Below are 25,720 nucleotides of genomic sequence, written 5' to 3' on the forward strand. Positions count from 1 at the left end.
CCTGTTGCCTCATTGCAATACCTCCGGGAAGGGTGATTCGTTGCCTCATCTGAAAACCTCCGGTTGAGTGCTTCGTTGCCTCATTGAAGAACCTCCGGAACTTTCAGTTGTTCCAGGCCCGGTTGATGGGTTTGACGGTGGCCGGTTGTTTGGCTCTGGCCAGTGTTTCCAGCTGGGCGGTGAGTGCCATGATTTGGCGTGAGAGTGCCCCGGGTTTGATCTGTTTGAAGGCGGCGTTCATCCGGATGATCGGGCGTTTGTGCATCCTCTCGTGGCGTATGGCCCGCTGGTGTGGTGTGGCAGGTGCGTCATGTTTCTTGGTCACTTTCGCGCCGTGCCGCTGTTTCTCGATGAGTTTTTGCTGGGGCAGCAGGTAGTTGGTGAAGATCCGGTCCAGTTCCCAGATTTCGTTGAGTTTCTCCASCTCGGCGGCGGTGTCGTAGCGGAGGTAGCCGACGAGTTCGCGGACCCTGGCCCAGTTCTTTTGCTCCACGTGGGCGCCGTCGTTCTTGTTCCCTGGCCGGGACCGGGTGAAGGTGATCTGGCGCGCATGGCAGTAGGCCAGCAGATGGTCGTTGATGAACTCCGAGCCGTTGTCCGAATCGATTCCGATGATCGGGAACGGGAACACGGCCGTGACGTGCTCGAGGGCCTCGAAGACCCATTTGGCCGCCTTGTTCCGAACGGACCGGTTCACCGTCCATCCGGTGGAAATATCGGTCACTGTCAGGGTGAAGCAGAACTCCCCGAAGCTGTTTCCTCCCTCGTGGCCGACCAGATCGATCTCGACGAATCCCGGCACGGCGTCGTCCCATTCGGCCCAGGTCCGGACCGGGATCTGGGATTTCAGCAGGGTACCGGGCTTGGTGTGTGAGCGTCCCCGCGGGAAGAGTTTCGCCCGTTCGCCGGTTAGCTTGCGGTCGATGGTCGCGGCGCTCATGCGCATCAGCAGCGCGGCCTGGTCATCGGTGATCGCAAGCTCCTTGTCCCGGCGCAGCAGCGGCACCAGGACCGGCAGCATCGGTGCCAGAAGCCTGCCGGCAGGGGCGCGCAGTACCGCCCAGCACTTGATCAGCGGCGGCAGCAGATCCGGACCGTAGACCGGCGTCCGCCCAGGCCTGGGCTTCACGATCTTCAGGACCAGGGCCTCCCGCAGGGCCGTCCGGGCGTAGTCGCGGTGCCAACCGGTCAACTCGACCAGCTCGTTCAGGATCCGTGTTTTCCCTGCACGATCGGCGCTCTGGTAGGCGAGGGCTTTCTTCTTCGTCACAGCCTGGCGCTGGGCCATCGTTAGCTCCATGAAAACGGGCATAACCCTCATCCGCTGCCACGGCCGTGAACCACGCCGCTACGCGGAGGTTTTCAACTGAGGCAACGTATCCGGCTACGCGGAGGTTTTCTATGAGTCAACGCGCATTGATGCTGCATCCGCTCATGCCGACGCGGGGAGCGCCCCCATTCCGTCCCTTGCCTCATCCGTGCTTATCACACCGCAGCGGGCAACGCAGGCGCTGGCGCCTACCGACCGATTGCCACTGACCGGTCCGGCAGGAGCGACACCTACTTTGCCCGTCGCCGGGGTCCCAGCAGTAGTAGTACCGAGCCCCGCGGTGGTCGGTACGACCGAGCTCGCGGTCAACGACGTCGTTGATGCTGTGGCCGCGGAAGCTGCTGTCACGCTGCCGCAGGTTCCAGAACTGCCGGCACTCAGGGTGCCCGTTCCGCCTCCGTCCGCTGTCTTGGAGGACCCCGCCGTCGTTCCGGACCTGCCTTTACCCCTCGTACTTCCGGCTAGCGACTCGCCCGCCGATGCCACCATTCTTCCTTCACCCCGGGCTGGAACCCCTCCGTCGGTAGAACTTCTAAGAACCTCTACCACTCCCACGTCCAGGGCGGGAACTCCTGTTGACAGGGCCGCGTCCCCGCTACTCGACTCGCCTTCGGCGGAAGTATCCACCTGGACGGGGGGCGGCTCCTCAACGCCCGGGAACGGTTCCGGCCACCCGCTGCATGTTCCGCTGACGCCGCCGGAGGTCAGCGGTCTGGCCGCAGGTTCTGGCAGCGGAGACGGGACTTCCTCTCAGACAGCGGCCGAACCGGCGTACGTCGGCCTCAGCCGTGACCCCCAGGACGCGGGCCAATCGTCACGGGACAACTGGAACCTGCCTGAAAATCAGGCGTTCCCACCTGGCTCCTCACCTGACTGATCAGGTCGCCCCTGCCCGACTCGCGGCAGCCAGCGACCATGGGCACAATCGTGCCCGAAGACTCAATCAGGAGAACCAAAATGATGCTTACATCTGTACGACGCGGCCTCTACGGCGCCCTTTTCGCAGGAGGAGTTCTGGTGCTCGGTGCCGGCGCAGCCTCTGCCGCCACCGGCGACCCTGTCACAGGGCCCGTGGCCAATGCGCCGGTTACCTCGCCGGTCACCATCAACACGGAAGGAACGGAACCGTTCGAAAACGCCCCGGCCGCGCCGTCCCTGACGGGCACCGGCGCACCACTGGCCGGCACCGTGGCCAATGCGCCGGTTACGGCGCCGGTCACCATCAACACGGAAGGAACGGAACCGTTCGAAAACGCCCCGGCCGCGCCGTCCCTGGCGGGCACCGGCGCACCAGTGGCCGGCACCGTGGCCAATGCGCCGGTTACGGCGCCGGTCACCATCAACACGGAAGGAACGGAACCGTTCGAAAACGCCCCGGCCGCGCCGTCCCTGACGGGCACCGGCGCACCACTGACCGGCACCCTGACCAATGCGCCCATTGTTGGCGTAGGGACACCTTTGGCGGTGGGGCCCGACGGCCTGTCGGGTTTCGGCGCCGTGAGTGCTAACGACGGAGCCGGAGACGTGAGGGCTGCGGCCAGCCTAAATCTGGATTTTGGTAGCGCTGTGGTTCCGGTCCCGGTCTCTGGTGCTGCCACTGGCAGCGGAGCAAATGACGCGGCTGCCGCTTCCTCTGGTCCGGGCGGGAACAGCAGTGCCACTTCCCCGACCCCATCGACCGGATCTACCATCTTGGCGCCGGTCACGTCGGCCGGAGGCTCAGGGCCCGCCGGCTTCGGGATTTTCGCTGATATATCCGGTGCGCATGATGGTGCACGGGTAACCGGCCCTGCCAGCGCTCCCGTGGCCCCGCTGCCCGGTGCCGCGGGGAGTGCCGGTGTCGTTGGCCCGGGGGCGCAGGCAACGCCTTCCATTCCGGGTGTGTGTCTGCGCGAAACGGGTGCCCTCAGGTTGGCGGCTGCAGAGTCGGCCAACGGGCAACAGCTTGCCGGCATGGTTCCCCAGTCTGCCGTACTGGGCGCCCTCGCCGCGGTGATGCTCCTGCTGGTGCTGCGCCGCAACCCTCACACGCTGTCGTCCGGGCGCCGGGTGGGGAACTGGCCGGACCCTTGCGGGAGCTGACCTCCGCAGGGCGGCGCTGATCCGCAGGTCACGGCACCATTGCGGATCAATTGATAGTCATTTCTGACGATCCGTGTGCTTGTGCCGCCAGCCGACGATGTCGGTTGGCGGCACATTCCTGGAGCCGGTCTCTGGCCGGTGAGGGCCCGGTCCGCTGTAAGAACCCGGAACCTCGCTTGTCAAGTGGGACCCAAACGTGAGGTGAGGTTATCTGTAGGAAGTTTTTTTGCGACATGCTGCCATGGGAGGCCGCGTCTGATGCGGATTCTTTCGGGGAGCATGCACCGGCCAGCGGTCCCGGCAACACGAAGGGACCCCGCCCTTTGGCGGCCGGACAGGGTTGCACCTCTTAGTTGGGGTTTCCTTGGCCGACCTCGATGAGCATCTCGTCCCCGGGCTGGTGACCCAGGACGTCCCTGTCAACAGTGGCGAGGATTCGTGCCCGCAGATGGGCCAACCTGATCCGGCAAAGACAAGAGAGCCCGTGCACTTCAAAATCCGCTGACATCCGGCGCCCCGGCCAACTCGGGTTCGACCAGACGCCCGCCATATCCGGCCCCCAAGATCCTGGTGTTCGATGCCTGGACTATCCAGTCCCCAAAGCCGGGCAAGCCCGGAGCGGGCTCCCGTACCATGGGCGGATGGTATTCATCCGGCTGTACCGCGAGGGCAAACTCGAACGCGACGATGTCGGCGCCCACGAAATCGAGGCACTCGCCCGCCAGGACGACGTCGTGCTCTGGATTGACTTCACGGACCCGACCGCGGATGACCTCCTGGGCGTCGAGACGGTCTACGGGCTTCATCGCCTCGCCGTTGAGGACGCAGTCCACGACTTCCAGCGGCCCAAGCTGGACCGCTACCCGAACCACCTCTTCCTCTCCGCCTACCAGGCCGGACTCCAGCCCGGCAACGGGGAACTCGCCATCGCCGAAATCTCCGCCTTCGTCACGCGCAACGCCCTGGTGACCGTGCACGGGCCCGGGTTCGCCACCGACAAACTGATGGCGCACTGGGACGCAGAGCGGGACCTGGCTGCGCATGGGGTGCCCTTCCTGTTCTGGGGCCTGCTGGATCTGATCGTGGACGGGCATTTCGACGCAGTCCAGGAACTCGACGGCTACATCGACACCCTCGAAGAGTCACTCTTCGATGACCACTCACCCGACCACGACCTACAGAGGAAAACCTTCGAACTGCGCAAGAACCTGGTCCGCCTCCGCCGCGTGGTCCTGCCAATGCGCGAAGTCCTCAACACTCTCCTGCGCCGGGATGACCTGATCGGCTGCAGCCCCGCCATGCAGCCTTTCCTCCAGGACGTCTACGACCACGTTTTGCGCGCCACCGAATGGACAGAATCCCTCCGCGACCTGGTCACCACCATTCTGGAAACCCACATCAGCATCCAGGGAAACCAGATGAACCTCGTCATGAAAAAGGTCACCAGCTGGGCCGCAATCATCGCCGTCCCCACCGCCGTCACCGGCTTCTTCGGGCAAAACGTGCCCTTCTTCGGCTTCCAGAGCGACTACGGGCTCTGGCTCTCGACCGCACTCATGGCCGGCGGGTCAGTGTTCCTCTACCTGGCCTTCAAAAAACGGGACTGGATCTAACCGGGAACCCCCGCCCGAGAACAGCGTCTATCGGGGATTTCGGGTTTCGCCCTTCTCCGGCGAGCTTGGCAGGGAATAGGGTCTCCGCCACAGAGACATGCCTTTCCTGCCTCCCAGACGGTGCAGAAAATGCCTGCCCATCCCAGACGAGAGCGGTCTGGGGGTCGGCAATGCGCCCGGACGGGGACGGCCTCTCCCGAGACGCTGACCTGGAGCAACGGTCCTGAAGTCAACGTACGATCCGACTGTCACGTCCTCTGGACACCGGAGACCCCGTCTACATGATGAAGCTGCCGGCGAACAGTGGAACATCCGGAATAGCGTGGCCCCGGGTTAGCCCCGCAGGGTGTACCGCGCACCGGCGCTACCGCGTGCCTGGGTTTGGACGGCCGCTTATAGGCCGTCCGGCTACCTGCTGTTCACCACGGCGCCCCGGGTCGTTCATTACCGGGAAGTAACGTAGCGAGCTCGTGATAAGACCCAAACCCTTTGAGAGGCTCCCCCATGAGCGCGACCCGCACCCGAGGCATCCTCACGGCCGCCGCAGCCATCATCCTGGCCGCGTCCGCTATCGGCGGCACAGTGGCCGCGCAGGCCGCCGGCAACAACGACCAGCAAGGCGGCGATAATGCCGGATCCGGCGCCCACGCCAAAACGGACACTGCCCTGGCCGACGCGTTCAACAGTGTTGACCGGAACACCAAGTGGCAGCAGACCTCCAAGCTGAAGCTGAACTTCCCGACGTACCACACCGAAGGCATCGCCTACAGCCAGGACCACATCTTCCTCTCGGCCGTCCAGATCACCGAGCCGACCACGAAGTTCCCGGCCCCGCAGAACGGCTTCGACCGCACGCCCGGCAAGGGCATAGGCCACCTTTTCGTCATGGACAAATCCGGCAACCTGCAAAAAGACATCATCCTGGGCGAAGGCGACATGTACCACCCGGGCGGAATTGACTTCGACGGCACCAACGTCTGGGTCCCAGTGGCCCAGTACCGGCCCGACAGCAGCGCCATCATCTACCGCATCGACGCGAACACCCTCGACGTACACAAGCAGTTCGAGGTCAAAGACCACTTCGGCGGCATTGTGATGGACAAACAGACCGGCCACCTGGTCGGCAACACCTGGGGCTCGCGCCGGTTCGCCGAATGGGACCTGCAGGGCAAACAGCTCTCAACCTGGGAAAACCCGAACTACTTCATCGACTACCAGGACTGCCAGTACGTGCCCAGCTCCAAGATGATCTGCGCCGGGATCACCAACCTCCCGCAGACCCCGGCAGCCGGAGGCACCGGTGCCACCTACGAACTCGGCGGCATCGCGTTGATCGACCTCAAATCCCACAACGTGCTCCGCGACGTTCCCTTCCAGCAGTGGTCCACCGCCGGGCACGTCGCAACCCGCAACCCGTTCAAAATGACCGCCGACGGCAACCACCTCACCATGAAGACCGCCCCCGACAACGGCGACGAAGGCAACGGAACCGAAATCCTCACCTACGAAGCAACCGTCACCCCCGCCAAATAACCCCAGACACCCCGCAACCGGCCCCGGCACGCCGGGCTCCGCCTCCCACGTTCGACGCACGGGAGGCGGAGTCCGGCCCGGGCCGGGTGCCTCACCGGACACCCGCACAGCGTTCGACTGGCGGCCATCCGCGGCCGGCACCCCCCGAACAGGAACGATTGCCCCCGGGCCAGCCGGCCGATACCGCCCGGTCCGCCCGGCGGTAAACCTCCGACATCCCCGGCGAGGCTCCGCTGTGCACGGGATGATCGGCCGTGCCGCAGACAGTCCGAATCGCAGCGCCCTCCCACCAGGCTAAACGCCTGCCCGGCGATTGACCCGGCAACCGCCCCTTTGACCCCCCGCGCTACGTCCGCTACGGTGACCGGAGTTCATCCGCATCCCCCCAGCACGCGGATGGACCGCCACAACGGCTAAGCCCCACTACCGGCCACCGCCTCCGGTCCGTAGCGGGGCTTAGCTGCGCCCCCGGCCTTCCGTGCCGGTCCCGGATGCGCACCGGTCCCGCCAGGCCTGGGCGCAGCCACCGGGGCGGCGCCCCGACCGGGCTCCCGACAGCCGCCGGGCCGGACGTTGACACCAAAGACAGGAACAATACCGGGCGAGAACGTTGAGCCGATCCCGCGCCGTATCCGGAACGTTTCCGTGTCCCAGGGGCCTTGGAGTGAAATCCGCGGGAGACTGTTTGGGCGTGCGTGGTGCGGAGAACATCACCGCCGTTGGTGCACGAAGGTGCATCCCGAAGCCTGACCGTCCCGCGATGGGACGGTCAGGCTTTGGCGTGCCCGGGCACGACCATCGGTCCCCCGCTGGTCCGGCCGGCGCATCTGGCCCGTTTACGGCCTGGCCGGGCCATCCCGCGTCGGCCTGGCGACCACAGCTGCAAGCTACCCGGGTGGTGTGTCATCCAAATTACCCGTGAGATAGCGCTGGACGTTCGGGGCAACCATCCGCACCACGTCCTCGGGCGGAGCCGACGCCAGCGGCTCCAGACGCACCACATACCGCACCAGCATCAGTCCCGCCATCTGGGTGGCGATCAGGTTTCCGCGCATAGTGACTTCCTCCGCCGGCCCCGGCACTCCGGTCATGATTCGGGACAGGATGGTCCGGGCGAGCATTTCGCGTAGAAGCGCGGTCTTGGCCGTCGAGCCGATAGTGCCGCGGATGAAGGCCAATATTCCGTGACGGGCGGGGCCTTCCCAGAGGCGCAGCACAGCCCGGACGATTGCCTCGGCACGCTCTGAGGGGCCCAGGTCTTCCACTCCGGCCAGGACTTCGTCCGGGTCAGCGGGAAGTTCCACGCTCAAGGCGAAGAGCTCGTCCTTGCCCTTGAAGAAGTGGTGGACCATGGCCGGGTCGACTTGGGCTTCACGGGCCACTTGCCGCAGGCTGGTGCCGTCGAAGCCGTTTTCGGAAAACAACAGCCGGGCCGCGGCCAGGATCTGCTCCCTCGACTCCGTTCCGCCGCTCCGCCTCCCCCGCCGAAGCGGCCGAAGGCCGCCGCTCACGAGGTCCGCCGCCGCAATGTCAGCGACGCCAGCACCAGAACCCCGAACACGACGGACGTCATGACGGTCGTGTCCTGCCACATTGCGGACGTGGCTTCGACATGGCCCGCGATCTCCTGGAGCGCATCCACCGAGAACGTCAGCGGCAGTACGTTGGAGATCGCCTCGAGGACCTCGTTCATCCGCTCCCGGGCCACGAAGAGCCCGCACAGCAGGATTTGCGGTATCACCACCACGGGCATGAACTGCACAGCCTGGAACTCCGTGCGGGCAAACGCGGAGCACAGCAGTCCCAGGGCCACGCCCAGCACGGCGTTGATGACGGCGATCATGACCACCAGCCCGGGGCCACCCTTGATGTCGAGGCCGAAGACCCAGTACGCCACGGCGGTGGCCACGATCGATTGCAGCGCCGCCATGATGGAGAAAGCCAGGGCATAGCCGAACAGGAGATCGGCCTTGTGGATGGGCGTGGTCAGCAGCCGCTCCAACGTCCCGGACGTCCGCTCGCGCAGCATCGTGATGGAGGTGACCAGGAACATGACCACAAACGGGAAGATGGCCAGCATCATTAGACCTACGCGATCGAAGGTCCGTGGGAACCCGGAGGACAGGGTCTCGTTCTCGAACAGGAAATAGACGGCGGTCAGCAACAGCGCAGGTACCACCATGATCAGCGCCATGCTGCGGTGGTCGTGACGCAGTTGGTCCAGCACACGGGCCGTCGTGGCCAGCATCATCCGCGGGTTCATCGTGCCGCCTGTCCTTCCTGTGCCCCCGAGCCTGGGTCCGGGCCGGCCTCTGCGTCCTGGATCATGCGCAGGAACGCCTGTTCGAGGTCGCTGCTGCGGCCCCGCCCGGCGAGCTCGGCGGGAGTGAGCTGCGCCAGCAGCAGTCCGTCCCGCAACAGCAGCAGGGACGAACAATGCGAGGCTTCCTCCATAACGTGGCTGGACACCAACAGTGTGGTTCCTGCCTCGGCCATAACAGCAAAGCGCTGCCACAACTCGGCTCGCAAGACCGGGTCAAGGCCGACCGTCGGTTCATCCAGGACGAGCAGCTTCGGATACGAGACGAGCGCGCAGGCGAGTGACACCCGGCTGAGCTGTCCACCGGACAGGTCTGCCGTCTTCTGCCGGGCGAACTGTTCAAGCCCGACGGCGGCAATTGCCTCGGCGGTGTCGCCCGCCGTCGCGCCGTACATAGCCGCGAAGTACCTGACATTGGCTTCCACGCTCAGGTCCGTGTAGACGCTGGCCGCCTGGGTGACATATCCGACCTCGCGCCTCAAGGAGGGCTCGCCGGCCGGCTTCCCGAGCACGCGGATGCACCCGCCGGTGATTTTCTGAACCCCCACGATGGCGCGCATCAAGGTGGTCTTTCCGCTGCCGGACGGCCCGAGCAGCCCAGTGATGCGGCCGGGCTCAATGGTGAAGTCCAGGCCCCGCAGGATCTGAGTGCGGCCCCTTGAGATCTGCAGGTTCGAAGCTTCGACGGCCGGGGCCCCGGCAGAATCGGGTATGCCATCCTGGCCCCTGCGGGCTGTGTTGTCAGTAGCGACGCGGGACACCATGACCTCCAATGGTCAACAATTCATCAGATGATGAAATCACGCTAAACCCGGCCGCCGCCTGCCGTCAACGGTGCGTGGCGGGCGCATCCTTCAAAACGTCCCACCCGCTTCACGGGGTCCTGCACCGGAACGGTCACCGCCGGATTGCGACACAAATCCATACCCTAATTCGCAAAACTGACGTCCATGGAATATCTTAGGTGAGCCTTACCTACTAAATTCGTGTCCGGTTTCAGGCCTGCCTGATTGGGCCGGATCCGTGTTTCTGCCGTGACCCCGCCCCTTTCCTCCCCGGAATGGGGTCTATGAAAGGCCCCCGATGAAGCTCCGCATCAAAACCGCCGCCGCCGCCACGGCCGCGCTGCTGGCACTCTCGGCCTGCGGCGGCAGCCCGGCTCCCGGCGCTTCGGGTTCCGTCGGGGACGGGATCGTTGTCTACAACGCCCAGCACGAAAGTCTCACCACCGCCTGGGTGGCCGCGTTCACCAGGGAAACAGGCATCAAAGTCACCCTCCGCAACGGGGATGACCTGGAGATGAGCAACCAGCTCAGCGAGGAAGGCAAGAACTCCCCCGCGGACGTCTTCCTCACCGAAAACTCCCCCGCCATGGTCCGCATCGCCGGCGCAGGCCTCCTCGCCCCGGTCGACCAGGCCACGCTCAGCCAGGTCCCGTCCGGGTACCGGCCCTCCACCGGAGACTGGACCGGCATCGCCGCCCGCTCCACCGTGCTGGCCTACAACAAAACCAAACTCACCCCGGACCAGCTCCCGAAATCCCTGATGGACCTGGGAGACCCGGCCTGGAAGGGACGGATCGGGGCCTCCACCGGCGGCGCGGACTTCCAGGCGATCATCAGCGCCATGCTCGAGCTCAAGGGCGAAGACGCCACCCGGGCATGGCTGGAAGCGGCCAAAACGAACGTCAAAGCCTACAAAGACGACACGCCCGTCCTCGCGGCCGTCAACTCCGGCGAGGTCGACGCCGGCATCCTCTACCACTACTACTCCTTTGTGGACCAGGCCCAGACCGGAGAGAACAGCAAAAACGTTGAGCTTCACTACTTCAAGAACCAGGACCCCGGCGCGTTCGTCAGCGTCTCCGGCGGCGCTGTCCTGGCCTCCAGCAAAAAACAAGCCCAGGCCCAGCAGTTCCTGAACTTCATCACCGGTACAACCGGCCAGCAGGTCCTGCAGGGCGGCGACTCCTTCGAATACACCGTCGGCAGCGACGTCCCCGCCAACCCCAAGCTGACCCCCCTCAACCAACTCCAGGCCCCGGCCATCGACCCCGCGAAACTCAACAGCACCAAAGTCACCGACCTCATGACCCAGGCCGGACTCCTCTAAACCGCCAGCCGCCACACACCATCCTCCAAGGCCCGGCTCACGGGAAATGCCACGGAAACGCCCCGGACATCGCCCATCCACACAATGGAAAATGCGCCCCATGTCTTCCCGCCGCACATTTCCCGCCACCTGTGCCCATCCCGGTCCGGCCGACCCAGCCGCACCACACGGTCCCGTCCTGATCATTCGCCCGGACCAGGGTGTGGCAGTGGTCATGGCCCGCGAACTTGCCCTTGCTGTTCGGCTCGCCGGCGGCACCCGGATCGGGACGACAATCTGACCGGACCCTTCACGACAGCGGACGTGGCGTTGCGCCTGCGCTGGCTCACCGCAACGCCAGCGCCGTGGCCCTTGATCCCGAGCTCACCGTCGGGGACCTGACGCTCCGTCCCCGATGGCTGCTTGCCCGTAGAGGCGACTGCCAGGTCCCGCTGACGAAAACACAGTGCCCGGTCCTGCAGCTTCTGATGGAGAACCCCGGGACCGTCGTCCGCGAAGACGAAATCGTGACGCAGGTATGGCCGGGCAATCTCGACCGGGGCGGCAGTAACGTCGAGCTGTAGATCTCCTATTTGCGCCGGAAGATCAGCGCCGCCGGTTCGCCGATGATCCACACCCTTCGGAGCATCGGCTACCTGATCAAACCAGCCCCGACCAGCCCGGCGACCCTGCCAGCGAACGACCCGGCCTAGCCGTAGTCCGGACAAAAAGTCAGGAGCTTTGCACCGAACCCGGTATCGGGCGGCGGACCCTGCGCCACGGACTGCCTCCACACGGATCCGTTCAGCTCTCGACGCGTGGTGATCGAATGGCGGACTGCCCCGCGAAGTCCCCCTGTTGCCAAGCAGTGACCCGCTGTTAGCATGGCCCGGTACTTCCATGACCGCCCCCACAACCCTGGAGAATCCATCATGACGACCCGCCTCAATCCATATCTGAGCTTCCGCAACAACGCCCGTGAAGCCATGGAGTTTTACAAGAGCGTCTTCGGCGGCGAGCTGGTGACCAACACCTTTGCCGACTTCCACGCGAGCCAGGAACCCGCCGAAGACCATCTGGTGATGCATTCACAACTGGAATCACCCTCCGGCCTGACACTGATGGCCTCGGACACGCCCGCCCGCATGGAATTCAACCCCGGCACCACATTCAGCATCTCCCTCAGCGGGGAAGACGACGCCGAGCTCCGCGGCTACTGGGAGAAGCTCTCCGACGGCGGCGCCGTGACCATGCCCCTGGAAAAAGCCCCCTGGGGAGACACCTTCGGAATGTGCAACGACAAGTTCGGTGTGGCCTGGCTGGTCAACATCACCGGAGCCAAGGACTAACACCCCGAAATAGTGGAGGGCAGTGAACGCGCCCGAAAGCAGCGTGCCGGTGGGTGACGAGGACGTAGTGCCCGAGCATCGACGACCAAATTGGCTGGCTGGAAACCAGTCCCGGGATTCTCCCGGGGATTTGACTGGGCTAAGGCCGAAACGGCGGATGGCTCCATCGGCACGGTATCGATGGAACCATCCGTGGTGGGACGTAGGCTCCTAGGAGGGTCTTGGCAAAGCCGACGTCCCACGGTCAGAGCAAAGTCCGGGAGGCGCTTCGCACAATGGATCGCGTCGACTTATCAAAGACGGCCGCGTAGCGGGTATCGAATATTCAATGGGTAACGCGCGCGCAGCATCGTATCTGCAGCTGCCGAAACACCGGGCGACGTCGGTGTTCCGGCAAGGAGCTGACGATGAGCAAACCACCCCTTCACGAGACTGCGCCATCGAGTCCTCGTAGGCGTCAACACTCCGGGCCGGATCAACCAGCTCAGATTTGGGCGTGCTCGTCCGTGTCGTGCACTCAAAGCAAACACAGTCCCGCCGTCCTTGCAGGCGTGCGGGCACCCGAACTACCTAGGAGCACCATGGCCCACGCCGAGAATGAAACCACCATCAACCGCACTCCCGAGGAGGTCTACGCGTTCCTCGCGGACGGACTCAACAATCCCACGTGGCGCCACGGGGTTCAACGCATCGCCCTCAAGAGCGGCCCGGCGGGAGCCGTGGGCGCAATTTACGCCCAGACCCTGACCGGACCCGGCGGCCGGCCCATCGCCGGCGATTATGAAATCACCGAGGCGGCCCCCGGCCGGCTCCTCCGCTTTCACGTTGTTGCCGGCCCGGCCCGGCCCTTCGGCGAATACCGACTCAGCGAGGCTCCCGGCGGCACTGCCATCAGGTTTTCCTTGGAACTGCACCCGAAAGGACTCATGAAACTCATGGGACCGATGATCAACAAGACCATGCAGAGCGAGGTCGCGCAATTGGCCGCCCTCAAGACCACCCTCGAATCCGCTTCCCGCTGAAGCGCTGGAATTGAAGGAAGCCCGTTGAAAGAACACCCCGGAATCAACACCGACCTGCGTCGCCATCCGCCCGGACGCGCAACAAACCTCGGGCAGGGGCTGGTGCGGCTGACGTTCGAGCGGGAATACGCCCACCCGCTCCAACGTCTCTGGCAGGCCGTCACCGATCCTGCGGAAACAGCAACGTGGTGGGCCCGGTCCCGTGGATCCCTGCAGCCCGGATCCTCCTTTGATCTGCAGTGGCTCAATGCCAGGGACGAAGAAAACGGGACTGACATGGAATGGTGGACCGGTACAGTCCTCACAGTGGATCCGCCGCACGTATTCGAAATCAGCAACGAGATGCACGGCAGCATCCGCTTTGAACTGACCGCTGCGCGCGTCGGCGGCGCCGCCCACAGCACGCGCCTAATATTCACCAACACCATTTCCGCGCCCGAGGCCATGGTGGCCCGGAGCCTGGCGGGATGGCACACCCATCTGGACCACCTCCAGGAAGCCCTCGAGGGGAAACCGGTCCCGTGGCCGCGCTGGTGGGCCGAGATCTACCCCTCGTGGGAAACGATCCACGCGGATTATCTTAAGCGTCGCCGATTGGCTCCAAGTCAACGAGATCATGTGGGTTGAGTGGAAGTTCCTGCCGATGCCCCGGCCGTCGTGCCGTCACAGCTCCGCCAATATCCGGTGTTCGTCAGGTTCTGACTCGCCTCGACAGTGTCCGGTTTCGGCACCTGTATCACGACCCCGGCCCTGTCTGTTCTGATTCTGGTCACAATGAACGGAACACCCTGGACCCGGGCCTGGTCAATGCCGCCCGGCGGGCCCCGTATCCGCTCTTCGGTATTGTCGCCGGAGTCTGGATTGACCGGTTCCCCCGCCGAACGATGCCCATCAGCGGCGGCCTCGGCCGGGGATGTCTCCCCGTTCCGGGCTTGATGGACCTGGAAAGTCTTCGAGGGACCGGTCGTAGGCGCCAGCCTTTCCATGCGTCTGGGACATCGCTGGGGCACGGGCAGGACCATGGTTGCTGCGCGCACAGCCCAGCCGTTGGCGGTTGCCCTTGTTGCGCGGGCACCCATCGAGGCCTGTGGCACCCATACCGGTCAGATTTACGGCTCTGCGCTGCAATGGTCCGGGGAGCTATGGGCTGCGTTGGCCCTGGCCGGCACCGGGCAGCTGCTCTTCGGCATGGCCACGGGCGTGGAAGGCCCGCTGTAAACGGGATATCGCCTGGCCGTGACCCCGGACAGACTCATTGCCCGCGTGAGTGCAACTGTGCGGTCGGTGAACCGTGGAATGATCGTCATCGGGGCACCTCTGGGCGGCTTCATCGCCACCATCGCAGGCACCGGCGCGGCGCTTTGGGCCTCCGTCGTCTTCCTCGTGCTGGCCTCCATGGCGCTTCTCCGTTCCGGGTTCAAAGACGCACGGCTGGAAGATCAACAACTTTCCGACGAAGAAGCACCCATTCCCTGACCCAGAAGCCGCCGGACGACCCTGGCTCCAGGAAAGCCACCGGTGTCCCCTGTGGAGCCGAGGTCCGGGCAGGCGCCGCACCTTGCGTTCAGTTTCTTCACGTAAGGTTCAGGCATCAGGGCCCGTCCGGGGCCCCTTCATGATGGAGGAAAGCATGTCCAAGTTTGTCGTGATCTACGCTGCACCGGAGTCAGCAGAGGCAACCATGGAAAACAACGACCCCGCGGCCGCCGCGGACGGCATGCAGGCCTGGATGGACTGGGCCGGCCGCGCCGGGCAGCACCTCACCGACATGGGCGCCCCGCTGGGCAACGGACGAGAGATCAGCACGACCGGCACATCCGACACCGCTGCAGGCGTCGGCGGCTACTCGATCCTTGAGGCCGAGGACATGGACCAGGCGCTGGCGCTCATGGACGGCCACCCGCACCTGATGATGCCCGGCGCCTCCATCCAGGTTTACCCGGCCCTGGACATCCCCGGAATGTAGCCCGAACGCGAAAGGTCCCTTGTCGTCGTCCCTGAGGACGGCCGGCAAGGGGCCTTGCCCGGCTTGCGCCAGTATCGTGATACGGCGGTCAGGCCACGGCCTGGCTGCTCTGCATCTTTCCGCCGCGGGTGACGAAGGGGAGGAAGCTGCCACGCCCTCTTGGCCTCGAAGGACTCATTCAACACTCAATGTGGTAATTAGAGAATTCATCGACAAGGCAGAGATAACCAACGCCACGTTCCACCGGTGTGTCACGGAGCGGTGCCGGTAACGAAAACTCGGAGTCTCCATGTCTGGGCACTCCGAACTGCTTCCACAGCAAGAGATACGGGAGCCGGACCTGCAACAATGCGAAAACCCGGTGCATTTCGTGAAGATGCTGGTTCCGACGGGGTACTCTCAGTAAACCAAACTGGGGGTAGGGGCATGACGAGCAAGGTTTCCGGAACGCCGCGGGTGCGGGATGTATTGGTGTGCGTGCTGGTGGTTCAGGTGGTGTTCGCCCTGACCGCCGGCGCTGCCCTGATCCTTGACCCCGAAGGCATCCTCGACGATCCGTTCGACCAGCTGATGGCGGCCTTCGTCATCGTGATGCCAATCACGATGGCCGTCGTTCTGGCCGTGCGTTTTCGCCGGGGCCACCGGGCGGAGCGAAGCCGCACGAGGGCAACCGCCCAACTGATGGACACCGTTCTGAGCACCAGCCATGAATGGGTGTGGGCGCTGGATGACCAGGGGCTCTTCACGTTTTGCAGCCCGGCCAGCGCCGGCCTGCTGGGCTGGGAGCCGTCGGAACTTCTCGGCCGGCGATACGACCTCGTCATCGACGGCCGGGACCTTGCCCGGGCCAAGGCGGACATCGCCGCAGCGGGGCCGGGCTGGGACGGGGTCGTTGTGCGGTGCCGGCACCGCGACGGCAGCGCCGTCTGGATGGACGTCTCGGGCACAACGCGCCCATCGACGGAGGGGCAGGGTGGCGGCTTTGAAGGGACGAGCAGGGTACTGCCGCCGCTGAGCGCACGGGAGGCAATCAATTCCCTCAGCCGGGAAAAGCTCCAGGGAATGATTGACCAGGAAATGCTGCTGACTGCGTTCCAGCCCATCCACCACCTGAGCACCGGAAAGCTCCTTGGCGTCGAGGCGCTGGCCCGATTCGTCGACGAGGACGGCGCCGGAACGGAGTTCTGGTTCGCCGAAGCCGCCCAGGTGGGCTTGTTGGGTGAACTCGAATTCGCCGCTCTGGAAACCGCCCTGGCGGCCGCCCAGGCGCTTCCTCCGGACATCTATGTGGCCTTGAACATTTCACCGGAGACCTGCCTGGATCCACGGTTGCCCGGTCTCTTGCAGCGGTCCGGCCTGTCGCTGACGAGGCTGGTCCTCGAACTGACGGAAAGGCTGGAAGTATCCGAGTACGGTCCCCTCCTCTCGGTGCTGGCGCCACTACGGGCCGAAGGCTTACGCATCGCCGTCGACGATGCAGGCTCGGGGTTCGCTTCCATGCGGCACGTGCTCCACATCCGGCCCGACATCATCAAACTGGACCGCAGCCTCATTGCAGGGATCGACGACGACCAGGGCCAGCGCGCCCTCGGTGCGGCCCTGGTCGAATTCGCGCGCCAGATCGGCGCAACCCTCGTTGCCGAAGGAATCGAAACCCCCGCCGAGCTCGCCGCCGTAGCAGGAATCGGCATGACGGCCGGACAGGGCTACCTCATCGGCAGACCATCGATCCATCCCAAGGACTGGGCAACCTGGTACGAGACCTCACGCCCGGGGACGGGCCCGGACCGGCCCTAGCAGCAGGACCCACCCATCTGGCCACCGCGGCCGGAACCGCTTAGCCGCTGGGCCAGCCCGAGCTCCCACGGCAGTGCGCGGTGTGTTCGCGGCAAACACTGCTCCGGAGTTCCAGCTTGCCGTCATTGCCGCCAGGGTCCATCCCCAGCCCAGGCGCCTTGGGCTTTTGGAACTGAACTCAGACGCACCCACGGCCAACACAGTTGACCCGAACAAACCATCAAGCTCGTGTTTGCCAACGGGGTCGGACCGCTCAGCTCATTGGCATCCACGCTGCAACCCATGCGGGGAAGCCGTGGCGGTTGGCGGTTTATGGTTGCCTATCTGCCGGCGCCCTGTGTCGCCTGGCGGCGTTCGCGGCGGGACTCGTAGACGGCTCCGAGCGCTGCGCCGTCGTGCACGCCGTCGCTTGGAACTGCGGTGGTCCCGGCAGAGGGGTGCGGTTCCTCTGGGCTGCCGGCGTCGAGGTCGCGGGATCGGGCGGTGGCTTTGACGACGAGGACGGCGAGGAAGGTCGTGACGGGCACGGCCAGGACCAGTCCGATGGAGGCGGCGAGTGTGCGCACGACTTCTTCGGCGAGTTGGCCGCTGGTGAGGGCGTCGAGCAGGGGACGGTCGTAGAGCATGACCAAAATCAGGACCGGCAGGGCGGCCCCGGCGTAGGCGAAGGCGATGGTGTACACCGTGGAGGCGATGTGGTCCCGGCCGATGCGCATCGCGGAGGTGAATAGGTTCCTCGCCGTCGTCGCTGGGGCCAGTTCGTACAGTTCCCAGACGGCAGAGGACTGGGTAATGGTGACGTCGTTGAGCACGCCCAGGCCCGAGATGATCAGCCCGCAGGTGATGATGCCGGAGATGGAGAGCTTGTCGGAGACGTTGATCAGCTGGTAGGTGTTCTCATCCCCTATCCCGGTCAGGTATGCGGCCGAGACCGCCCAAGTCGCCAACAGCGCGGTGGTGCCGAGACCGAAGAGGGTGCCCAGCAGGGCGGTGGAGGTGCGCGCGGAAAATCCGTGGGCGAAATACAGGACCCCGAACATGATCGCGGCGGCGCCGGCCAGAGCCACGGGGAGGGCCGGGCGGCCCTCCAGCAGGGCGGGCAGCACGAACGCGGCCAGGATGACGTAGGCGCCGACCAGGCCAATGATCGCGCGCAGGCCGCGCCAGCGGGCGACGGCAATCACCGTCACGGCGTAGAGCAGCGCCAGGAGCAGCACTGGCATCGTACGCACAAAATCCACGAAGACATATTGCGAACCCGCGTTGGCCGGGACAACTTTGGCGAGGTTGAGATAACGCAGTTTGTCGCCGGCCTTGACCCCGTGGGACTTAGCGATCTCCGGGGTGATCTCCACGGCGACGAGATTCCCGCCCTGGTCCGGCTGGGTGTGGGCGACCAGGCACTTAGCCCCGGTCCCTCCGGCCGCGACGACCGCAGCGGACGAAGGACAGTCCTCCGTACCGGCGCTTTGCACCGTGCCGGTATCAAAACTCACCCCGGGCGCGGCAGCATACGGACTCGTGACCTTCAAGTCCCCGCGGTTACCCGTGGGCCACATCAACACCATCGCCGCCACTGTCAAGGCCGCCAGCGGGACGAGAACGGCCAGAAGCAGGATGTTGGCCCTGCGCCGCCCGGCCACCGCCCGGGCAGAGGGACCCTCGCCGCCGGACCCCGCGTGTGCATGTCCATGACCCATCAGCTGCTCAACCTCATGATTCGAGGATAAGTGCCCCGCGGCCGATCTCAGGCCAACCGCGTCCGGGATGACCCGCCCCACCTGCGCTGCGGCCGGGGCAGATCGTTCCCGGCAGGTGTCGCCAAGCGGCCCGTGAACAGGTAGACGACGCGTGTCCGGTCCGGAATCACGCGGCTGAGTCCAGTAACGACCACCCGTGACGGTCATCGGCAGCGCTCCTAGGATTCGAAGTGGGCCGCTGCCGGCCCGTTGCAATTCGTTCGGAAGCGGGGTCCGTTCATGAAAGCCGCAAAAGTTCTCATCGTTGCTTGTCTCCTGTTCGGGTGGCCAGCCGGCCCGGCCAGCGCCGCAGACGATGCTCCGGGGACTCCTCCTCCAGATGCCGCGGCGCTGGGAAATGACATCTCCTGGCCTCAGTGCGGCGCTGACCTTCCGATGCCCGCACAGTTCGCTCTCATCGGCGTGAACGGCGGCCGGCCCGAGACCACGAATCCTTGTCTGGCCACGCAGCCGGCCGGGACCCCGGTTCCGGATAACGATAGTGGACTTCGTTAGGCCGCCGGTAACCGAGCGCGGAGTGACGGCGACGGCTGTTGTAAAACCCCTCGATGTAGCGGATGACGTCGCTCCGTGCTTGTGATTTGGTCGCGTAAACGGTCCGGTACACACGCTCGTTTTTTCAGGGCTGAGGAGAACGATTCGGCCATGCTGTTGTCCCAGCACGCCGGTTCGTCCCATCGAGGAGCGCATGATCGGGCCGTCCACCAGGGTCCTGAAATCTGTCGAGGTGTAGACGCTTCCCCGATCGGAGTGCCAGATCGCGTCAGGCGCGATCCGGGTTATAGCGGCGGCGTTCTTGAGCGCGTCCGCGACGAGCTCGGTGCGCACGTGGTCGGCGATGGCAACGAGCGCCTTCGGTGCCTCACTTCGGGCCAGTTAGTCCGACAGCCGCGACAGTTCACCCCTGGACGGTAGGGTTCGACGTTTCCGGCACGTCGGGTGTGACGGGAAGGTCGATCGCTTCGAATTCGAATTCATCCTCCTCCACCGCTGCTGCAATGTCGTCGGGTGTCATGGCGAGGCTGACCGCGTAGTAAAACATGATGAGGCTGAAGACAACCACGAAGAGAATATCGATCCACTCGGGCAGGACGCTGAGCGATCCGGTACCGTAGCGGCCCAGCAGCCCGATCACAAGGATGCCGATCAGCCAGGGCCAGATCCAGGATGCGGCACGCCAGTCGATGTCGCGGCGCTCCTGCAGGGACTTTGAGCGGCGGAGCGCGATCTCAAAAATGATGCGGCCCAGAAGAATCGCGGTCAGCAGCTTCCAGATGGCCTCGAACCCGGACCAATAGATGATCAGATTTGCGGCCACGAACCCCAACGGGGTCAGGACCGACGGCCACGGAATCCGGTACGGGTGTTCGCGCCCGGCGTGCTGGCGGACCAGCGCACCTAGGGAAACCGGGGCAAACGCGTACATGATGGCCGTAGCGTCTGTGACCAGCCCGACCAGGGACTGCCAGCTGGGGAACGGCAGTAGGGCGATCATCCCCACACCAAAGGACAACAGGATGGACCCGAACGGAACGCCGCGCTTGCTGACTTTGGTGAGCGAGCCGGGCAGAGCGTCGTCCTCGCCGAGGGCGTAGGAAATGCGTGCGGACGTGCCGACGTAGACCAAGCCCGTGCCGGCTGGTGAGGCGACCGCGTCGATGAGAAGAATTGTCGCCAGCCATCCCGCTCCCGCAGCAATGGCCAAGGCGTAGTACGGACCGAACGAACCGGTCCCCACCGGGTTCTTCCAATCATGCGCGATGTCCTCAGGGTTCAGTGCACCGATGAACGCTACCTCCAGAAGGATGTAGATCGCTGCGCCGATGAACATCGCGATGATGATCGCCCTGGCAACATCTTTCTTGGGGTTGCGGGCTTCCCCGGCCATCTGGGCGGCCTGTTCGAACCCTTGAAGTGCGAACACCACCCCCAGCGGAAGCGCGGCGAAGATTCCATGAACGCCGTTCGGCGCGAAACCACCCGCACCCTGGCTGAAATTCCCCGGGTGCAAGGTCAAAATGATGAGCACAATTATCGTGACGACCGGAACCACGGTCTTCCAGATCACCAGAATGATGTTGCTGTCCGAGAGCCACTTCGCGCCCAGGAGATTGATCACCGTGAACAGCGCCAGCGAGAGAACAGCGATGAGCAACCCGACGGGAGTGAGCGTCGAGTCAGGGTTGACCATCTTGATACCCGAAGCCCATGGTGCGCTGGCAAGATAGGTGATGCTTCCCTCTACCTCGATGGGAGCGATCGTCACCGCCTGAAGATAGCCGGCCCACCCGGCAGTGAAACCGGCAAGGGCACCGAACGCGTAATGCGGGTACCGCGCGGTGCCGCCGGCCACCGGATAGGCCGCGCCCAGATCGGCATGAATGAGCGCCAGAACCACCAGCAACACCGCGGCGAGCAACCACGAGATGATCGAAGCCGGACCTGCCGTCTGCGCGGCCCCGAGCGCACCCAGCAACCAGCCCGACCCAATGATGGAACCGAGGGACACGAACAGAAGTCCCCAGAATCCGACCACCCTTTTCAGGGCATGCACCCGTCCCCCGCCGGGCCCGACGACTACCTCACTTGTCATACGATCCACTCCCTTGGGGGGCAATACAGTCATTATTCTTTGACCATAGCGACCCCGGTGCCAACTGGAAAGAGTCGCGTCGCACCGACCCGGGCAACCACATCCGGTCGGCGGTCCAGTGCCGCGCCAGCCTGGCATCGAACGGCGAACGATAGCACTCCAGGCACCACTGCTGAGGCTGACCGAAGCTGGGAGGCCGCCTGAGCCGAGTCGACGACGAAACTATCACCGAGGCGTTAGGGACGGCGTCGCTGGTGAGCCTGACGACGTCGATTGCGGTGGTGCGGGTCCGCGACCCGGCCAGGCGGGTCATTCCGTCAAGCGGAATGCGGCTCGTTTCGGCTCGGAGTGGCCCGGTCCGGCGCTAGCTCAGCTGATCCGCCCGGGGGATCTCCGAAACGTGTCATCAGAACACGTGGTCGAGCCTTCTCGGTTGAGTTGAATTCAGCTCCGCGGCTTACTTCATTAGATCCGCCGTCTGCATCGGTTTTGAGTTCCTTGCCTTGAATACCCGAATGTTCCTTCACGAAGCGGGTCACCGTGGCGGCGAGTTTGGTGTGGAACATGCGATGGCCGAAGATCCCGTCGGAGGAATCGAACATCGCCTTGACCAGTCCGGTCAGTTCCCCGTGCCGGGCAGCGGTCGGTGATTCTTCGTGGTCCAGCCACCGGTAATACGAGGCCCGCGGAATGCCCAGCCGGGCGCACATCCAGGCCACACGGAAATCGGCGTTCTTCTCCTGAACAAGCCGGTAGAGATCCTCTACCGTTGTTCTTTGGCGAAGAACGCCGAAACTTTTTTCAGGAAGTCATTCTCCCTTTCCAGCTCCCGCAGCCAGGCCTCCATCGCCTTGTATCTCGCGGGATCCACCGGATCATCAGGCTTGCCGCCGGCCCCGCCCTCTCCTGCCCGATGCAGCTGCACCCACCGGAACCGGACCCGACCACGAACAAGCACCGCACTACGGGGCGACTCTCATGCTGGAAATCGACGAACTTCATGGCGGCGGGTTCCTCCTTTCCGAACATCTCATGGAGAAGGGAACCGCCACCTGCATGATCACCCGACGGCGCGGCCCTCCACTAAGTGGCGCGCACCATCAACGGCGCAGCGGAGCTCGTTGCCCCAAGCGAACACAACTCACACTGCGGAACTCCGCCCCATAAGCCGCCGGCGTGGTCAATATCCTTCCACGAACACTCGTTCGCTAGGTCAAGAGTCAACGAAATCCGGGGCAGTCCCTTCGGGAACAACACGCCCGGGCCCTACGTGTCAGGCTGGAACGGTACCAACGTCTCATAGCAAGTCCGTTTAATCACGTGGGGCGAGAGCCAGGAACCCAGTAATCATGTCCAGTCCAGTTTTGAGTGCAGTACGCGAAGATAGTGCTGTGAGTAGTAGTAGTAGTAGTAGTAGTTCCGGGCCTCGGGCCGGTGGGCCGCGGCCTCGACGGTCGTTCACCCCGGTGCAGAAGCTCGAGATTTTGGCCGCGTACGAGACCGCGTGCCAGAGCAATGAAGGCGGTGCTTTCCTGCGCCGGGAGGGCTTGTATTCCTCGCAGATGACCGAGTGGCGGCGGCTGCGTGATGCCGGCGTGCTGGCCGGGAAGAAAGCCGGGGAATCGGTCGGGAAGGTCTCGGCGGATCAGGCCGAGAACGCGCGTTTGCGCCGCCAGTTAGAGGTGAGTGAGAGCCGGTTGAAGAAGACCGAGGCAGCCCTGGATCTGATGGGAAAACTACAGGCGTTCTTAGAGAGCGCCTCCGAGGATATGCCGGACGGGCCCCGGTCCAGGAAACGCTGATGGCCACGTACCGGTCGATGCTGGAACTGAAGATCCCATCACGCCGGGCGGCATCGTTGACGGGTGTTTCCCGGACGACCGCGAACCGGAAACCGGCCCCGCCGCGGGACCAGATGCCGGTGGTGCCGCAGAACAAGCTCAGCGCCGCCGAGCGCGCCGTGATCCTGTCAGCGCTGAACTCGCCGGAGTTCGTGGACCTGGCACCCGTGCAGGTCTACACGAAGCTGCTGGACCAGGGAATCTATCTGGGATCGTTGTCGACGTTTTACCGCGTGCTGGAGGATCCAGGCGTGCGCATCTCACTGACATACGACACGCATGAGGGCCCGGGTTCGACGGAGTATTGGATGACCGAAGAGCAGGGCCGCATGTTGGGCGAATTCTTCAAGCCTTCCCCACCGGGAGCTCCCGATCGCCAGCGCGGTTAATCGTTGACCAGGGGCGGCCCTGGTTGTGTCAAGTATTTCTGGCCCAAGGGGTCGGCCGCCGGTCGCTGCTGGAACGCTGCGGGTACGACGTGAACTCCCACTGGGACACCTCCGGCTGGTCGTACCGGTGGGTTTTCGAGACAATGGGCCAGCGGGCGTGACCCCGACCACGTTCGCCGACAGAACATCTCCCGCCTTCCCTAAACCAGCGACGGTATCGTCCAAATAGAGAAAACGGTCAACAAAGTAACTGGCCAAAATGTCCAAAGCCGTTCATTCAACGCCGGCCGGGAACCTGCCAACGAATGGCCACCGTCCACCGCGTTGACCGCTCCTCCCCTCGGTGGTGGGATCAGGCAGAGTATGATTACATGCGCCGGGGACCCTGTCGCTGCCAACGAGGAGGGGAAGCATGAATCTTGACGCCATTAGCCCGGACCGGAGGTCCGTTATCGCCCGCCCCGGATCCGAAAGACGGGCATCCCTTCAACGCTACGAAATTCCGGAGGAGCTGACTCCGCGGCAGAAGTTCGAGCATTGGCGGGCCTGGTACGGCCAAGCAGTCGACACCCCGGTCCGGCTGGAAGCCACCGGACCGGTGTCCCCGCTCTTCTGTCCTTCCGCCACGAGTTTTACCGGGCCGGGCTTCAGCGTGGTAGAGCTTCGGAACGAACCTGCTTCCGGCTTTTGGAATGCGAACCCGGATCTGGACGATCTCCGCCTGGCGTACTTCGTGAAGGCCGAATCCGCGACGTACAACTTCTCCGGACAACCGGCCTCCATTAGCGCACCGCGTGTCCGTTTCCTCGACCTCACCCGCGACGGCGCCTTCCACGCACCCCGCGGCATGCATGTAATCCAGCTCAACCTGGACAGATCCAGCCTGGACGTGGACGCCGGAGCCGCGAAACGTCTGGCTGGTGTGCCGAACCTCATTCAGCATCCCGTATTGCGCTCTCTCGTGATGCCCGTTCTCCTGGGCTGCCGAAATGAAGGCATGGAGGCACACCCAGATGCGGCAGCCACAGTCCTGCGCTCCGTCATCACGTCATTGATCTCCTCCTTGCTCGAAGTTCCCGCGGAGCCCGAATCACTCAAACCGTCACAACGACTGGAAATCAAGAAACACATTCACCGGAACTACGCTTCCCGGGATCTGGCGGTAGACGCCATAGCGGAGCACTTCCATATCTCCCGCCGGGCTTTGTTCTGCCTCTTCGAACAGGAAGACCTCGGAGTGGGCGCCCGCATCCGCGCCCTGCGGACAGCGAGAGCACTGGAGCTGCTTCTCGACAAGGAATGGCGGGTCCGACCCATTGACGAACTTGCCGTCCGCAGCGGTTTCTCCAATACCCAGAGCCTACGCAGAGCCCTGAAGGAGACCACCGGGCTGACAGCGCGTGATCTCAGGGAGAACCCACCCGTTATTTTGGGCTACCTGGAAGACCTCCGGCGATCACTCGATAGGTAGGATTCCAGGTTCCGCGCTCTCCGACAGCCTGTACGGTGTACCCCACAGAGTGCCGGAGAGCGCCCAGCCCGTCCGGGCGGCCCGGAGTCAGGTGGGTTCTCGATCCCCCCAATTGCGACCGAGACCTCACCCGTCGTCGTAACGATAGCGGCGCCGGCGGACCCGGCATGAGGCCGCCCGCAGATCTGCACCAAATGAGGCAAATCCCGATGAATTCTGCACCGGATGAACCATCAACCCGCGCCCGGCTCCGGCCGCGGGACGGTGACCGCTGCCATCCTATGTAAGCCTTCTTGCCGACGTCCTCTGCCGGCTGGCGTTATCCGCAGAGGGCTTCGGGCCCACCCCCGATGCCCATGAGGGCGACACCTTACCTATCTCTCAATCACTCCGCAGTGCGACGCCACACGGCGGCCTGTTGCCTCATTGCAATACCTCCGGGAAGGGTGATTCGTTGCCTCATCTGAAAACCTCCGGTTGAGTGCTTCGTTGCCTCATTGAAGAACCTCCGGAACTTTCAGTTGTTCCAGGCCCGGTTGATGGGTTTGACGGTGGCCGGTTGT

Annotated in this window: 21 protein-coding genes and 2 pseudogenes; 15 read left to right on the plus strand and 8 right to left on the minus strand. The window is 64.4% G+C overall.

Features of this window, described 5'->3' with window-relative positions:
* Positions 1 to 103 precede the first annotated feature (103 nt).
* Positions 104 to 1,288: an integrase catalytic domain-containing protein gene (locus AC1DES_RS18130; RefSeq protein ID WP_476897095.1), complete on the minus strand. Its 1,185-nt coding sequence runs from the start codon at positions 1,286 to 1,288 to the stop codon at positions 104 to 106.
* A gap of 999 nt (positions 1,289 to 2,287) precedes the next feature.
* Between AC1DES_RS18130 and AC1DES_RS18135 the strand changes: the two genes are divergently transcribed.
* The 3 genes from AC1DES_RS18135 to AC1DES_RS18145 all read left to right on the plus strand — a co-directional run bounded on the left by AC1DES_RS18135 (position 2,288) and on the right by AC1DES_RS18145 (position 6,558).
* Entirely contained in the window at positions 2,288 to 3,412 is a 1,125-nt protein-coding gene (locus tag AC1DES_RS18135) for a hypothetical protein (protein WP_476897096.1), read from the plus strand.
* A 641-nt stretch (positions 3,413 to 4,053) separates the two neighbouring features.
* Positions 4,054 to 5,025 (plus strand): magnesium transporter CorA family protein, encoded by a 972-nt coding sequence (locus tag AC1DES_RS18140; RefSeq protein ID WP_476897097.1) that lies wholly within the window; start codon positions 4,054 to 4,056, stop codon positions 5,023 to 5,025.
* 504 nt (positions 5,026 to 5,529) lie between these two features.
* Positions 5,530 to 6,558 carry a DUF6454 family protein gene (locus tag AC1DES_RS18145; RefSeq protein WP_476897098.1) on the plus strand — a complete coding sequence of 343 codons (1,029 nt, stop codon included), beginning with the start codon at positions 5,530 to 5,532 and terminating at the stop codon, positions 6,556 to 6,558.
* Positions 6,559 to 7,445: 887 nt separating this feature from the next.
* On the opposite strand, the gene AC1DES_RS18150 is transcribed toward AC1DES_RS18145, so the two are convergent.
* From AC1DES_RS18150 to AC1DES_RS18160, 3 genes are read right to left on the minus strand one after another with little or no spacing between them, the layout of a single operon-like run.
* Positions 7,446 to 8,069, minus strand: a complete 624-nt coding sequence (locus AC1DES_RS18150; RefSeq protein WP_476897099.1) for a TetR/AcrR family transcriptional regulator — start codon at positions 8,067 to 8,069, stop codon at positions 7,446 to 7,448.
* Positions 8,066 to 8,809: an ABC transporter permease gene (locus AC1DES_RS18155; protein ID WP_476897115.1), complete on the minus strand. Its 744-nt coding sequence runs from the start codon at positions 8,807 to 8,809 to the stop codon at positions 8,066 to 8,068. Before AC1DES_RS18155 ends, AC1DES_RS18150 begins: the two co-directional genes overlap by 4 nt.
* A gap of 8 nt (positions 8,810 to 8,817) precedes the next feature.
* Positions 8,818 to 9,642, minus strand: a complete 825-nt coding sequence (locus tag AC1DES_RS18160) for an ABC transporter ATP-binding protein (protein WP_476897100.1) — start codon at positions 9,640 to 9,642, stop codon at positions 8,818 to 8,820.
* 319 nt (positions 9,643 to 9,961) lie between these two features.
* On the opposite strand from AC1DES_RS18160, the gene AC1DES_RS18165 reads away from it, so the two are divergent.
* The 10 genes from AC1DES_RS18165 (at position 9,962) to AC1DES_RS18210 (ending at position 17,103) form a co-directional block, all read left to right on the plus strand.
* A complete protein-coding gene (locus AC1DES_RS18165) occupies positions 9,962 to 10,990 on the plus strand; it encodes an iron ABC transporter substrate-binding protein (protein WP_476897101.1) in 1,029 nt (342 codons plus the stop codon).
* A gap of 100 nt (positions 10,991 to 11,090) precedes the next feature.
* On the plus strand, positions 11,091 to 11,270 hold the full coding sequence (locus AC1DES_RS18170) for a hypothetical protein (protein ID WP_476897102.1): 180 nt from the start codon (positions 11,091 to 11,093) through the stop codon (positions 11,268 to 11,270).
* A 64-nt stretch (positions 11,271 to 11,334) separates the two neighbouring features.
* A complete protein-coding gene (locus AC1DES_RS18175) occupies positions 11,335 to 11,553 on the plus strand; it encodes a winged helix-turn-helix domain-containing protein (RefSeq protein ID WP_476897103.1) in 219 nt (72 codons plus the stop codon).
* Between the two features lie 348 nt (positions 11,554 to 11,901).
* Entirely contained in the window at positions 11,902 to 12,318 is a 417-nt protein-coding gene (locus tag AC1DES_RS18180) for a VOC family protein (RefSeq protein ID WP_476897104.1), read from the plus strand.
* Between the two features lie 581 nt (positions 12,319 to 12,899).
* Positions 12,900 to 13,340, plus strand: coding sequence for an SRPBCC family protein (locus tag AC1DES_RS18185; RefSeq protein WP_476897105.1), 441 nt, complete (start codon positions 12,900 to 12,902; stop codon positions 13,338 to 13,340).
* Between the two features lie 24 nt (positions 13,341 to 13,364).
* On the plus strand, positions 13,365 to 13,967 hold the full coding sequence (locus tag AC1DES_RS18190) for an SRPBCC family protein (protein ID WP_476897106.1): 603 nt from the start codon (positions 13,365 to 13,367) through the stop codon (positions 13,965 to 13,967).
* Between the two features lie 357 nt (positions 13,968 to 14,324).
* Positions 14,325 to 14,558 (plus strand): hypothetical protein, encoded by a 234-nt coding sequence (locus tag AC1DES_RS18195; protein ID WP_476897107.1) that lies wholly within the window; start codon positions 14,325 to 14,327, stop codon positions 14,556 to 14,558.
* Between the two features lie 45 nt (positions 14,559 to 14,603).
* Positions 14,604 to 14,816, plus strand: coding sequence for a hypothetical protein (locus AC1DES_RS18200; protein ID WP_476897108.1), 213 nt, complete (start codon positions 14,604 to 14,606; stop codon positions 14,814 to 14,816).
* A 154-nt stretch (positions 14,817 to 14,970) separates the two neighbouring features.
* Positions 14,971 to 15,306 carry a YciI family protein gene (locus AC1DES_RS18205; protein ID WP_476897109.1) on the plus strand — a complete coding sequence of 112 codons (336 nt, stop codon included), beginning with the start codon at positions 14,971 to 14,973 and terminating at the stop codon, positions 15,304 to 15,306.
* Positions 15,307 to 15,732: 426 nt separating this feature from the next.
* Positions 15,733 to 17,103, plus strand: a complete 1,371-nt coding sequence (locus tag AC1DES_RS18210; protein ID WP_476897110.1) for a sensor domain-containing phosphodiesterase — start codon at positions 15,733 to 15,735, stop codon at positions 17,101 to 17,103.
* Positions 17,104 to 17,423: 320 nt separating this feature from the next.
* Here the strand turns inward: AC1DES_RS18210 and AC1DES_RS18215 are convergent, their stop codons facing one another.
* From AC1DES_RS18215 to AC1DES_RS18230, 4 genes and pseudogenes are all read right to left on the minus strand, one after another.
* The gene (locus AC1DES_RS18215) at positions 17,424 to 18,803 is read right to left on the minus strand and encodes a YibE/F family protein (protein WP_476897111.1); all 1,380 of its coding nucleotides are present in this window, start codon (positions 18,801 to 18,803) and stop codon (positions 17,424 to 17,426) included.
* 454 nt (positions 18,804 to 19,257) lie between these two features.
* A pseudogene (locus tag AC1DES_RS18220) lies at positions 19,258 to 19,706 on the minus strand (integrase core domain-containing protein); the annotation flags it as partial.
* 55 nt (positions 19,707 to 19,761) lie between these two features.
* On the minus strand, positions 19,762 to 21,456 hold the full coding sequence (locus tag AC1DES_RS18225; protein ID WP_476897112.1) for an APC family permease: 1,695 nt from the start codon (positions 21,454 to 21,456) through the stop codon (positions 19,762 to 19,764).
* A 317-nt stretch (positions 21,457 to 21,773) separates the two neighbouring features.
* Positions 21,774 to 22,166 (minus strand): hypothetical protein, encoded by a 393-nt coding sequence (locus tag AC1DES_RS18230; protein ID WP_476897113.1) that lies wholly within the window; start codon positions 22,164 to 22,166, stop codon positions 21,774 to 21,776.
* Between the two features lie 681 nt (positions 22,167 to 22,847).
* Here AC1DES_RS18230 and AC1DES_RS18235 point away from each other — a divergent pair.
* A pseudogene (locus AC1DES_RS18235) lies at positions 22,848 to 23,542 on the plus strand (transposase); the annotation flags it as partial.
* 556 nt (positions 23,543 to 24,098) lie between these two features.
* Positions 24,099 to 25,157 carry a helix-turn-helix transcriptional regulator gene (locus AC1DES_RS18240; RefSeq protein WP_476897114.1) on the plus strand — a complete coding sequence of 353 codons (1,059 nt, stop codon included), beginning with the start codon at positions 24,099 to 24,101 and terminating at the stop codon, positions 25,155 to 25,157.
* Positions 25,158 to 25,720: the final 563 nt, after the last annotated feature.

The organism is Arthrobacter sp. 05T442, from assembly GCF_056395945.1.